This window comes from Devosia sp. Root105, assembly GCF_001424865.1.
GTDB lineage: Bacteria > Pseudomonadota > Alphaproteobacteria > Rhizobiales > Devosiaceae > Devosia_A.
Map to the genome: position 1 here is coordinate 1 of NZ_LMCR01000009.1, position 15,212 is coordinate 15,212.

Genomic DNA, 15,212 nt, shown 5'->3' on the forward strand with positions numbered 1-15,212 from the left:
CTCCACCAGCTTCGCTGGTCCCCCTCCCCCGCCACGCGGGGGAGGATTAAGTCGGCCGCGCCGGCGGGCGTTTTTCCCTGATCGGAGCCAGCGGAAAACTCGGCTCGATCAGCGTGCCGTCGAACAGCTGGGTGATGGCCTTGGCGGCCGCGAACTGGGCGCGGCTTGCCGTTTCCAGCGACACCCGCTCCTTGCTCGAGGGCAGATACGGCATGGTCAGCACAGCCAGCGCGTGGCCGTTGGCGTCGAGGATCGGGAAGCTCACATCGGTGATGCCCTGCAGGCCTTCGCCGGCGATGATTTCGTAGCCGGTGCGGTGCAGCGTTTCGACCCGGCGCTTCAGCGCCACCATGTCGGTTTCGGGCGCGGTGCGCTCGATCTCGGCCATCACCCAATCTCTAATCGCCGGCGGCTGGAAGGCCAGCAGCAGGCGGCCCGAAGCGGTCGAGGCGGCCGGGTTCTGGGTGCCGACGCGGAGGCGGAAGCCGAGCGGGGCGGGGCTATCGACCTGCGCCACGACGCGGATGGCGAGCCGGTCGAGAATGGCAATATGCAGCGCCTGATAGGCGGCGATCGAGGTCGAGTACATGATCGGCAGCGCCGCATCGAGCAGCCGGCGCATCGGCGGATACTGGTTGGCCAGCACGTGCAGGTGGTTGGAGAGGAAGAACCCATCCTCGCCCGGCCGCCGCTGGATATAGCCGCGCCGCTCGAGCGCCATCACCACGCGGTAGACTTCCTGCAGCGAGCGGCCGAGCAGCTGCGCGATCTCACTCTGGGTGATGCCCTTCGACTGCGTCGCCAGGAGCTCGATCACGTCGAGCCCCTTTTCCAGCGCCGGCACGCCATAGGCGAGCTTGTCGCCGGCGTCGGCGGTCTTGTCGGCGGCTTTGGTCGCCGGCTTCGCGCGCGCTGCCTTCACGGGCTTTTCGGGCGTCATCGCTGCCGCGGCAGGGCGTCCGGTTCTGGCCATTCAATTGGTCTCCCTCGGCATTCTGGTGGCAGAGCCGATGCTGCAGCGCAAGAGCCGGGACGGCACGGCGTACGGCGCATCGACTATCACAAGAGAACGTAGACTATCACCTGTAAAATTTGTCCAGGCTTTCGCGGCCGTGGGCAACCCTGAGATCACGACCAAGAGCAGAACATGGACCGCAACATTTCACAGAAGCTGGCCACCGCGACGGTGGACTTCGACAAGCCGGGCAAGCAGGTCGGGTTTTTCCACATCCCGCTGTCGGTGCATGACGATGCCTGGGGCGTGGTGCCGGTGCCGGTGGCGGTGATCAAGAACGGGGTGGGCCCGACGGTGATCCTCGAAGGCGGCAACCATGGCGACGAATATGAGGGCCCGATCACGCTGGGCGAGCTGATCCGCGAGCTCGATCCGGCCGATGTCCAGGGCCGGCTGATCTTCATTCCGGCGATTAACCTGCCGGCCGTGAACGCGGCGCGGCGCACTTCGCCGATCGACGAAATCAACATGAACCGCACCTTCCCGGGCGATCCGCTCGGCACCACGACGCGGCAGATCGCGGCTTATGTGAACGACGTGATCTTCCCGATGGGCGATGTGTTCATCGACCTCCATTCGGGCGGCTCGTCGCTCGATATCATCCCGAGCTCGGTGATCGAACCGGGCGCGACGCCCGAGCAGCACGCGGCCAATGTGGCGGCGGCCAAGGCGTTCGGCACTGAAATCGCGGTGGTGATCGACAACCGCGGCGACCCGCGCACCGCTACCGCTTCGGCGGCGCTGCAGGGGATGACGGTGATCGGCACCGAGATGGCCGGCGGCGGCACGGTGTCGGTCGATGCGCTGGCGCTCTGCCGGCGCGGCGTGCGGAACGTGCTGGCGCATCTGGGGGTGCTGCCGGCGAGAATGGCGAGCCCGGTGGCGGCCGAGCCGAAGCTCTACGATCTCGGCCCCAAGGCGCATGTGATCGCCGAGGATGACGGGGTGTATGAGCCGCTGCATAAGCTCGGCACCGCGGTGGAGGCGGGGCAGCTGGCTGGCCGCATCCATTTCCTCGCCAATCCCGGCCGGACGCCGGTCGAACTGCACTACCGGGCCAGCGGCATCCTCTACGGCCGCCGCCAGCCGGGTAGGGTGCGGCCGGGCAATTGCTGCTTCGTCGTTGCTTCGCCCTATGAGGCGCCCACAGCATGATCACCCTTGCCGATATCAACGCTGCCGCCACCCGCATCGCGCCACATGTGCGGCGCACCCCGACCATCGAGGCGCGGGCTCTGTCCGCGCCGATCACCCCGGCAAAGCTGTCGCTGAAGCTCGAGAGCCTGCAGGCCACCGGTTCGTTCAAGGCGCGCGGCGCCACCAACAAGCTGCTGTCGCTGCCGCCGGAAGCCTTGGAGCGCGGCATCGTCACCGCCTCAGGCGGCAACCACGGGCTGGCCGTGGCGCGGGCAGCAAAGCTCGCCGGGGTGACGGCGACGATCTACGTGCCGGAGAACATCACGGCGGCGAAAGTCGAAAAGCTGAAGCGCTGGGGCGCGACGGTCGAGATCGTCGGTAAAGTGTGGAACGAGACCAACCTCCATGCGCTCGCCTTCGCCGAAGCCCATGGCGCGGCCTATTTCCACCCCTTCGCCGACGCGGCGGTGATGGCCGGACAGGGGACAGCGGCGCTGGAGCTCCTGGCCGATGTGCCCGATCTCGACGTGGTGCTGGTCGCCATCGGCGGCGGCGGGCTGGTGTCGGGCATGGGCGTTGCGATCAAGGCGCTGAAGCCATCGGTGAAGATTATCGGCATCGAGCCCGTGGGTTCGCCGACGCTCAAGGCGTCGCTCGACGCGGGGCATGTGGTGCGCTTGCCGGAGGTGACGAGCCGTATCGCGACGATGAGCTGCGCCGAGACCGACCCGCAGGTGTTCGACGTGGTGCGGTCGGTGGTCGACGATGTGGTGCTGCTCAGCGACGAAGACATGCTGGAAGCCAGCCGCTGGCTCTGGTTCGAACTCGGCATTGCCGCGGATCTCAGCGGGGCAGCGGCAGTGGCGGCGCTGATGACCGGACGGGTGGCGTATGGCGCCGGGGTCTCGGTGGGGGCGCTGGTGTGCGGGGCTGGGCCCGAGGGGATTGCTTAACGGCTCGTCGCTGCTGCCGCTGGTGGCTGTGGACCCCCACCCCTGTCCCCTCCCCGCAAGGGGGAGGGAGACCCTCACACCGGCATATCAGTCTGCGTCTCCCTCCCCCTTGAGGGGAGGGATCAAGGGTGGGGGTCAGCGCGCACCGGCGGAAGTGTTGGGCTTACGTCGCCACCCCGATACACGCGAAATACGGCACCAGCGCCGTCTGCACCTCGGCGTAGATCAGCGCCCTCGCCCAATCGGGCGACCGAGATTCCAGCCGCTCGGCTCGCGCGATCACCTCCGGCGCGAAGTACTGCTCGAGCAGCGGCGCGGGCGGTTTGGCCGTGCCCAGTGCCGCCAGCAATTGCCCGACGGCTGTCGTCGCCTGTGGCTGGGCCCAGTAGTAGCGGATGCGGTCGGCGTAGCTGAAGTGGCGGAGCAGTTTCAGCGTCGCGGCGTCGCCGGCATAGTGCTTGGCCCAGTTTTTGGGGTTGTCCAGCATCAGTGCTTCCATCACCGGGGCGATGGGCTGGCGGTCGGCGTCGGGCGCCAGCCAGCTTGCGACGCCGTCGAGGGCGTAGATGGCCTGGCGGTAGGCGAAAGTGAGGGCGGGGCCGACCTTCAGCACGGCGAAATGGCGCTGCGCCAGAGCCGGGAAAACGTCCTGATACTGGTAGTCGGTGGAATGCGCCTCAAAGCTCAGGCCATCATGGCCCTCGAGCGCCGGCGACAGCAGGTCGGGCGACGCGGTGTCGAAGCGGTGGATGTGGTCGGGGGCGAACTCTAAGCCCGGTTGCACCACGAGGCCGACGGCGCGCTGCCAGGCACTGTGCTCGAGCCCAAGCGCGGCGAAGGCGTCGCGATGCGCTGCGATGGTGGCGCGGGCGTTGGCCGGCTCGGTCGGGGCGATACCGATGGGGCCCTCTTCGGCGCGGGCGCCGCCGGGGGGCGGCACTTCGGTGCCGAACATGTAGCTCAGCGCGGTCGGGTCGGTGGTCGCGGCTTCGCAGACCGCGGCGAGGTCGGCGGCGCGTGCCGCGCTCAGCGCATCGCCGACCGCGGCGGGCTCGCCGGCGCAACCCTCGGAGCAATCGAGATGGATCTTGGTGAAGCCGGCTTTGACATAGGCGGCGACGAGATCGCGGGCATTGGCCATGGCGAGCTCGGCCGGCTGGTCGCGCCAGGCCTGCGGGCCCAGGTGATCGCCGCCGAACAGCATGCGGCTGGCGTCGACGCCGCTGCGCGCGGCGATCCCGCGGACGAAGCTGATGAAGTCCGGTGGCGTCATGCCGGTATAGCCGCCGAACTGGTTCACCTGATTGCTGGTGGCTTCGATCAGCAGCGGCACGTCCCACTCATCGGCCAGCAGCAGCGAGGCGGCGAGCACGTCGGGATGGGCGGAGCATACCGAGGGCAGGGCCTCGCCGGAGCCATTGCGATTGCGGGCGATGAGATCGCGGAGTTCCCTCATTTGCGAGCTCCCGCCACCAGCATGGCGGCGCCACGGACGCCGCTGGCATCGCCGAAGCGGGCGGTAGCGAAGGCCGGCTGGCGCACCCCCGGCAGCATTCTGGGCGCGAAGACCCGCGACAGCTCGGCGACGAGGCCATCGATATTGGAGAGGCCGCCGCCGATCACCACGCAATCGGCGTCGATGGTGAGCTGGATGGTGTGGATCAGCTCGCCGAGGATATCGAACCAGATGGCGAGCACCTGGCGCATCGCTGCGTCGCCGGCGGCGGCGCGGGCGACGATGGCGGCGGAGTCGACCGTCTCGCCGGTGAGGTGTTTGGCGATGCGGCCCATGCCGGGGCCGGAGAGCAGGGTCTCGTAGCAGCCGGTACGGCCGCAGCCGCAGCTCAGGATCGGCAGGTTGTGCCGCTGCACCAGTTCGGCGGGGAGGCCGAAATGGCCGACTTCACCGGGCAGACCGTTGTGGCCGACGACGAGCTTGCCATCGACCGTGACGCCACCGCCGACGCCGGTGCCGAGGATCAGGCCGAACACCGTGCGATAGCCCGCCCCGGCGCCACCATTGGCTTCGGAGAGGGCAAAGCACTTGCAGTCGTTTTCGACCGGAATGGCGCGGCCGATGTGGGCCGAGAGGTCGGCGCTGAGGGTGTGGCCGGTGGCCGGGACGTTGGAGGTCATCGAGATGCCGGTGGCCGGATCGATCAACCCGGGAAGGCCGACGCCGAGCTGCACCTTGGTGCCGCTCACCTGGTCGAGCCAGCCGACGGCGCCCTCAAGCGCCTGCAGCAGCTCTTCGTAACTGCCCTTGGCGGTGGGGAAGCGCTGGCGCTCGATGACGTCCAGTTTGTTATCGAACAGCCGCGCCTCGATCTTGGTGCCGCCGACATCGAGGGCCCCGAACAGCTGCGGGCCAGTCGCGGGCAGCGGGTAGAGCTTCACCCCGGCGACAACGCGGGTGAGGTTGCCCGAGGCGAACGGGTTGTCGACGGTGAGGCCCAGCTTGTGCGACCAGATCACCGACAAGAGCTGCGCCACCATGACGTAGAGCACCGACGACCAGGCGTCGTTGCCGACCGACGGCACCGGAATATCGGCGCCCGCGGCGGGGTCGCCGAGCCGCAGCATCACATCGGCGCCGAACTGCGCCGCGACCTCGGTGGCGAGGTCGGTGTCGTAGCGGCGGGTGTGCGGGTCGGAGGAGAGCAGCACGAAGACCCGCGTCCGGCCATTGGTGATGGCCTTGGGGCCGTGGCGGAAGCCGAGGGTCGAATCCCATGACGTGGGGATCTGGCCGGCCGCCAGTTCCAGCACCTTCAGCGCGCTCTCGCGCGACGAGCCGGTGAGCGGCCCCGAGCCGAGGAACACGGCGCGTTCCGGCATGGGCAACGCGATCAGCCGCTCCAACTGCCCGGCGAGCAGCGCCTCGGCGCCGTCGGCCAGCCGGGCCATGAGCTCGGCGATCGGCGCCGGCGGGGCGGGGTCGAAAACGGCGAGCGCCGTCAGCAGCATGGTGGTGTAGCTCGACGTCATGGCAAAGCCGCTGTCGTCGGTTTCGGGTGGCAGCACGATGTTGCGCAGCTCGCCTGGGCCGGCATTGTCGGTGCGGGCCAGTGCGCTCTGGGCATTGCAGGTGATGTGCAGGCGATCGGCTTCCGGGGCGTGGGCGGCGAGCAGGTCGAGCGTGCCGATGGTCTCGGAACTGTTGCCGCTGCGGCCGAACGACACCACGAGGAGCTTTACACCGGGGCGCAGGTAGTTGCGCGGCGCGGCGATCAGGTCGGTCGAGGGGATGGCGCGGAAGCGGATCGGGCCGGGCGCGGTGTTGAGGTAGCTCGCCAGCGTCTCGCCGACAAAGGCCGAGGTGCCGGCGCCTGAGAACCACACTTCATCCGGCCGGCGCTCGGCGATCCAGGCCTTGATCTCGGCGGCGATGGTCGCAAGATGCGGGCCGAAGCTGCGCCAGATCGCCGGCTGCCGGCGGATTTCGCGGGTGGTGGCCCAGCGGTCGAGGTCGGTGGCGGGAAATGCGACGTTGGTCATCAGGTGCTTCCTTCCGGCTCGACCCGGTGAACGGCGACGCCATGCTGCTCGAGCAGGGCGGCGGTGTCATCGGCAAGGCCAGTGTCAGTGATCACGGCGTGGATACGGTAGGGTTCGCAGATCCGGTGCAGGGCCGGAGCGCGGAATTTGGTGGAATCGGCAAGGACGATCACCCGCTGGCTCACCCCCACCATGGCGGCGTTCTGGTGCGCTTCGGCCTCGTTGAAGGTCGAAAGCCCCCGCACCGGGTCGATGGCGTCGGCGCCCAGATAGATGGTGTCGAAGCGCATGCCGCCGAGCGTGCTCTCGACCATGCGGCCGGAAAGCGAGTTGGATTCGAAGCGCACCGTGCCCCCCGGCAGCATGACGGTGTGCTGGCTGGCGCCGCGAAACGCCTCGGCGATGTTGAGGCCGGTGGTCATGATCACCAGCGGCTTGGCGGCCCTGAGGTTCTCGGCAAAGAGCTGGGTGGTCGAGCCGGAATCGATGATGATCGAGCGGTCGTCGCCGACGAGCGACAGGGCGAAGCGGGCAATGGCGCGCTTGGCGGCGAGGTTGACCACGGCCTTGTCGGTGACGCCGGGGTCGATGAATGCGCCTTGCGCTTCGCGGGCCAGCGACATGGCCAGCGCGATGCGGAAATCCGGCAGGCCCTTGAAGCCGAACTGGCGGCAGAAGCGCAGCACGGTGGGTTCGCTCACTCCGGCGGCGCGAGCGATCTCCTGCAGCGGCTCGCGGATGAAGGCCTCGGGCGAGGCGAGCAGGTACCCGCCCACCAGCTGGAACGCCTTGTTGTAGCCGCCGAGCCCCAGCGAGATCGACTGGATCAGCGTCGGGGCCGTGGGCTCCAATGCCGCCATTACTTCACCTCGTCGGCGGCCCGCATGCGGAAGTTGAGATGCGCCGGCACCGGATGCTGCTTCAGCCGCTCGGCCAGCTCGGCCGGCGAGGGGGCGCGCTTCAGCGCCTGCTGCAGGCGGCCGCGCTGCAACCCAACCCAGAGCTCGTCGAGCAGGTTCTCGCCTTCGCGCACCGTGGCGAAGTGGCGGTCGAGCAGCCGTTCCAAGAGGTCGAAGTCGCCCTCCGACGCCGCGACCATGGCGCGCCCCAGATGCACGCGCTCGTCGGTGAGCGCCGAGGCCGGCAGTCCCGAGGCAAAGGCGCGTAACCGCTCGAGCCGGCCATGCTTGACCAACAGGCTGACGATCTCGGCGGCCAAAGCCGGTGGGGCGTCGCCGCTGGCCCAGGCAGCGAGATAATCGCGGTCGGCGGCATCGGGGTCGCTGGTGACCAGGGCGCGCTGGCGGCGGCCGAGCCAGGTGGGCTTGAGTGCAATGGAGCGCTCGAACAGCGCGCGCGCCGCGTCGCGATCGCCATTGTCGAGCGTCGCGATACCGAGCAGCAGGGCGTGGAGCCAGGTCTCGCCCTGCTTGTCGCGGCTCTTTTCGAGCGCCGCCACCCAGAGGGGCGAGACGGCGAAATCGGCCGGCACCCGCTTGAGGCTCGCCTCGGAGAAGCGGCCGGTGGTCGCGAGTTCGTCCCAGCAATCGGTCGGGTGCGGCACGGCGAAATCGAGGCCGGCGGCAAGCGGCTTGCCGGTGAGCTTTTCCTGCCGCCCACCCCAGGGCGAACCGTCGCTCAGGCGCCTGGTCAGCGGCTGGCGCGACACCGCCGTAAGGAAGGCGTCGACATCGGCGAGCTCGGCAGCGGGGAAGCGGGTGTCGATCGCCTTGGCCGCAGCGCCGACGGCGTGCTGGTAGTCGGCGGCATGGGCGTCCGCGGGGTCAACGCTCAGCGCGCCATAGACCTCGGTCCAGTGCACTTCGCTGTTGGGTTGCAATTCGAAGCGCTGGTTCTGCGTTGGGGCGATGCCGCTCTGGATTTCGATGTAGTCGCCCTCACCGGGCTTGGCCAGGTAATCCATCCACTGCTGGCCGCCGGCGCCGGTGCCGAAATAGAAGAATTTTCTGCCCTGCAGCGCCGAGGTGGCGGTCTGTGCGAGGCCGACACCATCGGCATCGAGCCCGGCAATGAACAGCCGCTCCGCATCAGGCTTCCTGAAGAATACCGAGGTCGAGTCGCGCCATTTGTCCGGATAGGAGCCGTCGAAGCGATCGGGGTCGGGGAAAGGGAAGCGGGCCAGCTCGTTATTGGGCAGCACGTGCTCGATCGAGTAATCGGCGGGAGCGAGGACGCGCATCCCCTTCGACATCGGCGCCGCGACATTGGTCCACCAATAGGCGAGCTTGGTCGCATCGGTATTGTTGACGATGCGGCCATGCACATAGAGCCGGTCGTCGTCATCGGGCAGGAACAGGTCGATCTGCCAGGTGGCTTCGACGATGCGGTCGAACTCGTAGATGCGCAGCACCGGGCCGCGGTCGGTCTCGATGATGCCGGCGAACACCTGGGCGGTGGTGAAGGGGGTGTGGCCGGGGATCAGGCCGTTCCACTCGATGCCGCCGGAGAACCAGGCGTTGAGTGCGGCGAGGTTGGCCGGCTGGAACACCGGATTGGTGAACACCAGGTCGCGGCCGAGCTTCAGGTCGCGCAGCTCCATCAGGCGCCCGCCATATTGCGGCGCCACCGAAACGCGCAGCCGCCCGTTCTCCAGCGTCACCAGCGGCATCTCACCCGGCTCCTGCGAGCGATCGTAATCGTCGTAGACGCGGTAGGGCAGGATCGAATCCTTGCCCCAGTTGAAGCCGTGGGCGTTCTCCTCGTCGGTGAGACCGCGATTGGGCGGGGTGTTCTTGTCGAGGGTGGGCTGCTGCCAGCGGAAGCGGGGCAGGGTGCTCGGCCCGCCCAGGTTCGACATCGGCAATGGGCGCGACGTTCTGGTGATCTTGGTCTTGGTCATTGGCGCCTCCCGGTCGTGCAAGCGCGGCGAAAGTACACGGAGTTTGTAGTTTTGCAACATCGATGTTTGTGAAACTACATTGTGATGCGTGAGCACTGGCGGTGCGGTGATCCTCCCCCGCCACGCGGGGGAGGATCATGGAGAGGCCGGTGTTCTCGCCTCTGGCTTTTTCCCAAAACCGCTCTAGGCTCACCGGTGCTTTTCTTGAGGGGGAAATCCATGACTGCCACGCCCCGGCTGCCGGTGACGCTGAGCGTCAACGGCGAAATTCGCACGCTATCGCTCGATCCGCGGGTGACGCTGCTCGACGCGCTGCGCGAGCATTTGTTGCTCACCGGCACCAAAAAGGGTTGCGATCAGGGGCAGTGCGGCGCCTGCACGGTGCTGGTGAACGGGCGGCGGATCAACAGTTGCCTCAGCCTCGCGGTGATGCATGAAGGCGACGAGATTTCGACCATCGAAGGGCTGGGGACGCCCGAGGCGCTGCACCCGATGCAGGCGGCGTTTATCGAGCATGACGGCTTCCAGTGCGGCTATTGCACGCCGGGGCAGATCCTCTCGTCGCTCTCCGTGATCGAAGAGATCCGGGCGGGGGTGCCGAGCCATGTCACCGGCGATCTCGAAGCGCCGATCCCGTTGAGCGACGAAGAAATCCGCGAGCGGATGAGCGGCAATCTCTGCCGCTGCGCCGCCTATCCCAACATCATGGCGGCGATCCGCGATTATCTGGGAGAAGGCGCATGAAGCCGTTCAGCTATGAGCGGGTGGCGAGCCCGGGCGAGGCGGTGGAGGCCGCGGCGGCGCGGCCGGGGGCGCGGTTCATCGCCGGTGGCACGAACCTGCTCGACCTGATGAAGCTCGGGATCGAAGCGCCACAGCACCTGATCGACGTCAACCGGCTGGGGCTCGATACCATCGAGCCGACGGCGGAGGGCGGCTTGCGCATCGGGGCGCTGGTGCGCAACGCCGACCTCGCGGCGGACCGGCGGGTGCGGCGCGATTATGCGGTGCTGGCGCGGGCGCTGGTGTCGGGCGCCTCGGGGCAGTTGCGCAACAAGGCGACGACGGCGGGCAACCTGATGCAGCGCACAAGGTGCCCGTATTTCTACAATACCGATATGCCCTGCAATAAGCGGCGCCCCGGCTCGGGCTGCGCTGCCATTGGTGGCCTGACTCACAACCTCGCAGTGCTCGGGGTGAGCGATGCCTGTATCGCCACCCACCCCTCGGACATGTGCGTGGCGCTTCGGGCGCTCGATGCGACGGTCGAGACGGTGGGAGCGGGCGGGCGGACGCGGTCGATCCCGATCGCCGCGTTCCACCGGCTGCCGGGCGACCGGCCCGATATCGAGACGGCGCTCGAGCCGGGCGAGCTGATCACCGCGGTGACGCTGCCCGCGCCGCTTGGCGGGGTGCAGCTTTACCGCAAGGTGCGGGAACGCGCCTCCTATGCCTTCGCCAACCTCACGGTGGCGCTCGTGGCGCGTGAGGGGCAGATCGTGCGGCTGGCCTTTGGCGGGCTGGCGGCAAAACCCTGGCGGGTCGAGGCGGCGGAAGGGGGAGCCGACCCTGATCTCGCGGCGGACCTGGCGCTGGCAGGGGCGACGCCCACCGAAGACAATGCCTACAAGCTGCCCTTGGCGCGACGGACGCTGAAGGCGACGCTGGTGCAGGTGGCGGAGGTCCGGCCATGATTGGGCAGGGGATCAACCGCACCGATGGGCCGATCAAGGTCACCGGGCGGGCCGCCTATTCGGCCGAACGGCAGGATGCCGGGCCGACGCTCTATGGCTACATCCTCGGCGCCGGCATCGGCCGGGGTCGGGTGGCGCGGATCGACATCGCGGCGGCCAAAGCGGCGCCCGGGGTGCGGCTGGTGTGGACGCATGAGAATGCGCCCGAGCAGGGACCGGCCGAGGGCATCGAAGGCGACATGATGGACCGGACGCGGCCAGAGTTGGTCAGCGACCGGATCAACTATTACGGCATGCCGATCGCCTTCGTGGTGGCCGAGAGTTTTGAGGAGGCGCGGGCGGCCGCCGGGCTGATCACGGTCGAATACGAGGCCGAAGCCGGAGCGTTTGCGCTCGGCGGGTTCGGGCCAGACCTCCACTGGCGGCGGCCGTCGCAGGCGGGCGATATCGACCAGGCGATGCGGGAGGGGCCGGTGGCGGTCGAAGAAACCTACAGCACGCCTTACCACTTCTCGCAGCCGATGGAGCTGCATGCCTCGATCGCCGACTGGCGCGACGGGCACCTCCATCTCTATCTCACGGCGCAGATGGTGAACCAGCTGACCACCGGGCTCGGCAAGACCTTGCGGCTCGACCCCAGCGCCATCAGCATCGACAGCGCCTATGTCGGCGGCGGTTTTGGCTCGAAGATCGTGCTGCATTGCGAGGCAGTGCTGGCCTCGCTCGCGACGATGGCCCTGGGCCAACCGGTGAAGCTGATGCTGACCCGGCGGCAGATCTTCACCCTGGTCGGGCACCGCCCGGCCTCGATCAGCCGGGTGCGGCTCGCCGCGACACCCGACGGACGGCTCACCGCGCTCGGCCATGACGCGCTGATCCAGGTGCGCACCGACGATGCCTGGGATGAGGGCGTCTCGTCGGTGGGGAAGGCCCTCTATGCCTCGCCCAACCGCCTGACCCGGCAGGCGCACCAGGCCCTCGATGTGCAGCCGGGSGAGCCGGTGCGCGGCCCCGGCGAGCTGCCGGGGCTGATGGTGCTGGAATCGGCGATGGACGAACTGGCCGAAAAGCTCGGCATGGATCCGATCGAGCTGCGCTTGAGGAACGACACGCAGATCGACCCCGACAAGCGGCTGCCATTGAGCGGGCGACGGCTGGCCGATTGCCTCCGCGAAGGGGCCGAGCAGTTCGGCTGGCGCGACCGGCCGACCCGGCCGGCAAGTCGCCGCGATGGGCGCTGGCTGGTCGGTTACGGCGTCGCCTCGTCGATGCGCGGGCACTACCAGACGTCAGCCGAGGTGCTGGTGCGGATCGAGCCGGACGGTTTTGTGATCGTCCGCTCCGACATGACCGATATCGGCACCGGCACCTACACCATCGTGGCGCAGGTGGTGGCGGAAGCGCTGGGCGTGCCGATGTCGCAGATCAAGGTGGAGCTGGCGCACACCAAGCACCCCAAGGGCAATGGCGCCGGCGGCTCGTGGGGTGCGGCCAACACCACGGTCGCCGCCGACCGGGCCGCCGCCGCGCTGCGAGCGCGGATCGCCCTCGTGGCTGGGACGAGCTACAACGACATCTTCGCCGAAGTGCGCCGGCATTTCCCCGACGGCATCGAGGAGACCGGCAAGACGCTCGATAATTCCGAGGATCCGAACTACCGCACCCACGCGCAATATACCTATGGCGCGTCCTTCGCCGAGGTCGGGGTCGATATCGACACCGGCGAAGTGCGGCTGAGGCGCATGCTTGGAGTGTTCGCGGCCGGCCGCATCCTCAACGCCAAGACGGCGCGCTCGCAGCTGATCGGCGGGATGATCTGGGGGGTAAGCGCTGCCCTGCAGGAAGCCGGGGCGCTCGACCCGCGCCACGGCCACTGGGTCAACGGCGACTTCGCCGAGTACCTGATCCCGACCCATGCCGATATCCCCGCGATCGACGCCATCATGCTCGAGGATTTTGACGACAAGGCCAACCACCTGGGGGTGAAAGGGATCGGCGAACTGGGGGCGGGCGGCACCGGCGGGTCGGTGGCCAATGCGGTGTACAACGCCACGGGCGTGCGGGTGCGGGATTTTCCGATCACGCTGGCGAAGCTGTTGCCGGGGTTGCCCTGACGGTGCAGGCGCCATGAGGGGGCGGCGCGCTTGGCGCCCCTCACCCCGCGGTGAGGCCCTCGGCCTCCCCGCCGCCCTCTCCCCAGAGGGGCGAGGGGGCGTTGGGGCACTGCCGGTGCAAAGTGCGTCCCCTCGCCCCTCTGGGGAGAGGGTTAGGGTGAGGGGCGCCAAGCACACCAGTGCTTCACGTCGGATCGAAATCTCCGGGTACATCGAAGTCGCGGGCGAGGCCTGGAGGTGCGACCACCAGGCCGGCGTTGGCCAGCAAATGCCTGGCGCCATGGTCGCCTGACAGCGCGACCAGATCGAGGAACAGCCGGCGCGGAAACAGCACGGGTGGGCCGCGTGAGCCATCGAAGCTTGTCGCCACCACATCAGTATCGCCAGCAGCCAGCAGCCTGCCGAGGTGCTCCGCGCTGACATGGGGCATATCGGCGAGGCAGACCAGCAGTGCCTCGGCGCCGAGCTCGAGCGCGCGTTGGGCGCCGAGCGCCAGCGACGACCCCATGCCCTGCGACGGGTCGGGGTTCTCGACCAGCTCGAAGCTGCGGTCCTCGAACAGCTGCCGCCGTGCCGACGGCGCGGGCGGGACAATGGCGATGCGCCAGGTCAGCGTCAGGGTTGCCAGCGTATCGGCGATGTGGGCGGCCAGCGGCTTGCCGGCATAGGGATGGAGCAGCTTGTCGCCGCCGAAGCGGGTCGAGAGGCCGGCCGCGAGGACGACCGCGGCGATGGGCTCAGGCACGGTCAAGCTGGGCGCGGGTGGCTGAGATCTGGGCGAGCACAGAGAGCGCCAGCATGCCGGGGTCGCGAGCCCGGTCGATCAGCCCGATCGGGCCGTGGATGCGGTCGATGGCGGCGGGCGAGAGGCCCATGGCGGCAAGCCGGGCACGGCGCAGGCCGTGGGTTTTGACGCTGCCCAGCGCCCCGACATAAAAGCCATCGGCTACGGCGGCGCGGGCGAGGATGGCGTTTTCCCATTCGTGCTCGTGGAACAGCAGCACCGTCGCCGTCCAGGGGTCGATCGGCAGCTCGAAGGCTTGCGCCGGGGTGGTGAGGATTTCGATCGGCACATTGAGCGCGGCGAGGGCGTGGGCCGAGCTTTCGTCCGGGGTGGCGAGCCGCAGGTCGAACTCGGCGGCAGCGCTGACGCGGGCCATCACCTCGAACTCGGGGCCACGGCCGACCAGCAGCAGCCTGGTGCGCGGCTGGTAGCGGCGGATGAATACCCCGTCGCGCCAACCGGTGGGGGCCGGGCTGTCGGTAATCGTGGCGGCCGAATGCGCGGGATCGAAGGCGATGGCGAAGGCCTCGCGTCGCTCGAAGCGGGCGATGGTTTCGGCGAGCAACGCGGCCTGCGGTTGCGCGTGCAGCATCAGGTCGACGCCGCCGCCACAGGGAAAGCGGATATCGATGAAGCGCGACCCGCGGCCGAAGCGGAAGGTCTGATCCTCGCCCGCTGCGATCAGCGGCGCGAACTCGGCGGCGATGGCGGGCTCGACGCAGCCACCCGAGACATGGCCGAGGTGCCGACCATCGGCCAGCACCGCCATATGGGTGCCGAGCGCCTTGGGGGCGCCGCCATCGATGGCCGAAAGCGTGACGAGGGCGCCGGGAATGCCGAACGCCCGGGCGCGCGCCAGGAACACGAACGGCGCGAGTTCGCGATCCATCCCTGCGAAGGCAGCGGGCGCGAGATCGTCGACCGGCTCGGCTTTGGCCAGCATGCACTCTCCTCCAAAGGCGTTTCGCGGAGACTAGAGGATTTCACGCTGGGACTGAAGCGTACTGCCTGGCGCGGGCCTCTCCGAGATCCTCCCCCGCGTGGCGGGGGAGGGGGACCAGCGAAGCTGGTGATCGGCTTGAACGAGGCGACGACGACGAACAGCACCGGGCAGATCGAAGCGAGAACGACGAGGATCAGCAGCGTGTGGGTGCGCA

12 protein-coding genes are annotated in these 15,212 nt (G+C 68.6%); 5 read left to right on the forward strand and 7 right to left on the reverse strand.

The features are described 5' to 3' along the window. Positions 1-46: 46 nt before the first annotated feature. Complete coding sequence (locus ASC68_RS08090) at positions 47-973, reverse strand: IclR family transcriptional regulator (RefSeq protein ID WP_055877563.1); 927 nt, start codon at positions 971-973, stop codon at positions 47-49. A 174-nt stretch (positions 974-1,147) separates the two neighbouring features. On the opposite strand from ASC68_RS08090, the gene ASC68_RS08095 reads away from it, so the two are divergent. Then, a complete protein-coding gene (locus ASC68_RS08095; RefSeq protein WP_055877566.1) occupies positions 1,148-2,170 on the forward strand; it encodes a succinylglutamate desuccinylase/aspartoacylase family protein in 1,023 nt (340 codons plus the stop codon). Then, positions 2,167-3,105, forward strand: a complete 939-nt coding sequence (locus ASC68_RS08100) for a pyridoxal-phosphate dependent enzyme (RefSeq protein WP_055877569.1) — start codon at positions 2,167-2,169, stop codon at positions 3,103-3,105. The genes ASC68_RS08095 and ASC68_RS08100 overlap by 4 nt, the downstream gene beginning before the upstream one ends. Positions 3,106-3,268: 163 nt before the next feature. Here ASC68_RS08100 and ASC68_RS08105 read toward each other — a convergent pair whose 3' ends face one another. The 4 genes from ASC68_RS08105 to ASC68_RS08120 are packed head-to-tail and all read right to left on the reverse strand — an operon-like array spanning position 3,269 to position 9,463. Next, entirely contained in the window at positions 3,269-4,561 is a 1,293-nt protein-coding gene (locus ASC68_RS08105) for a class II D-tagatose-bisphosphate aldolase, non-catalytic subunit (RefSeq protein WP_055877573.1), read from the reverse strand. Beyond that, positions 4,558-6,603 carry an ROK family protein gene (locus tag ASC68_RS28255; RefSeq protein ID WP_082528005.1) on the reverse strand — a complete coding sequence of 682 codons (2,046 nt, stop codon included), beginning with the start codon at positions 6,601-6,603 and terminating at the stop codon, positions 4,558-4,560. The genes ASC68_RS08105 and ASC68_RS28255 overlap by 4 nt, the downstream gene beginning before the upstream one ends. Beyond that, the gene (locus ASC68_RS08115; protein WP_055877575.1) at positions 6,603-7,463 is read right to left on the reverse strand and encodes a hypothetical protein; all 861 of its coding nucleotides are present in this window, start codon (positions 7,461-7,463) and stop codon (positions 6,603-6,605) included. The genes ASC68_RS28255 and ASC68_RS08115 overlap by 1 nt, the downstream gene beginning before the upstream one ends. Further along, positions 7,463-9,463 carry a DUF5107 domain-containing protein gene (locus ASC68_RS08120; protein ID WP_055877578.1) on the reverse strand — a complete coding sequence of 667 codons (2,001 nt, stop codon included), beginning with the start codon at positions 9,461-9,463 and terminating at the stop codon, positions 7,463-7,465. The genes ASC68_RS08115 and ASC68_RS08120 overlap by 1 nt, the downstream gene beginning before the upstream one ends. A 195-nt stretch (positions 9,464-9,658) precedes the next feature. On the opposite strand from ASC68_RS08120, the gene ASC68_RS08125 reads away from it, so the two are divergent. The 3 genes from ASC68_RS08125 to ASC68_RS08135 are packed head-to-tail and all read left to right on the forward strand — an operon-like array spanning position 9,659 to position 13,271. Next, positions 9,659-10,207 carry a 2Fe-2S iron-sulfur cluster-binding protein gene (locus ASC68_RS08125; RefSeq protein WP_248310509.1) on the forward strand — a complete coding sequence of 183 codons (549 nt, stop codon included), beginning with the start codon at positions 9,659-9,661 and terminating at the stop codon, positions 10,205-10,207. Beyond that, positions 10,204-11,157, forward strand: coding sequence for a xanthine dehydrogenase family protein subunit M (locus tag ASC68_RS08130; protein WP_055877582.1), 954 nt, complete (start codon positions 10,204-10,206; stop codon positions 11,155-11,157). The genes ASC68_RS08125 and ASC68_RS08130 overlap by 4 nt, the downstream gene beginning before the upstream one ends. Next, positions 11,154-13,271, forward strand: coding sequence for a xanthine dehydrogenase family protein molybdopterin-binding subunit (locus ASC68_RS08135; protein ID WP_055877585.1), 2,118 nt, complete (start codon positions 11,154-11,156; stop codon positions 13,269-13,271). Before ASC68_RS08130 ends, ASC68_RS08135 begins: the two co-directional genes overlap by 4 nt. A gap of 184 nt (positions 13,272-13,455) precedes the next feature. On the opposite strand, the gene ASC68_RS08140 is transcribed toward ASC68_RS08135, so the two are convergent. Both ASC68_RS08140 and ASC68_RS08145 read right to left on the reverse strand, forming a co-directional pair. Next, positions 13,456-14,016, reverse strand: a complete 561-nt coding sequence (locus tag ASC68_RS08140; RefSeq protein WP_197421133.1) for a nucleotidyltransferase family protein — start codon at positions 14,014-14,016, stop codon at positions 13,456-13,458. Continuing rightward, positions 14,009-14,998 carry an XdhC family protein gene (locus ASC68_RS08145; RefSeq protein ID WP_055877591.1) on the reverse strand — a complete coding sequence of 330 codons (990 nt, stop codon included), beginning with the start codon at positions 14,996-14,998 and terminating at the stop codon, positions 14,009-14,011. Before ASC68_RS08145 ends, ASC68_RS08140 begins: the two co-directional genes overlap by 8 nt. Positions 14,999-15,212: the final 214 nt, after the last annotated feature.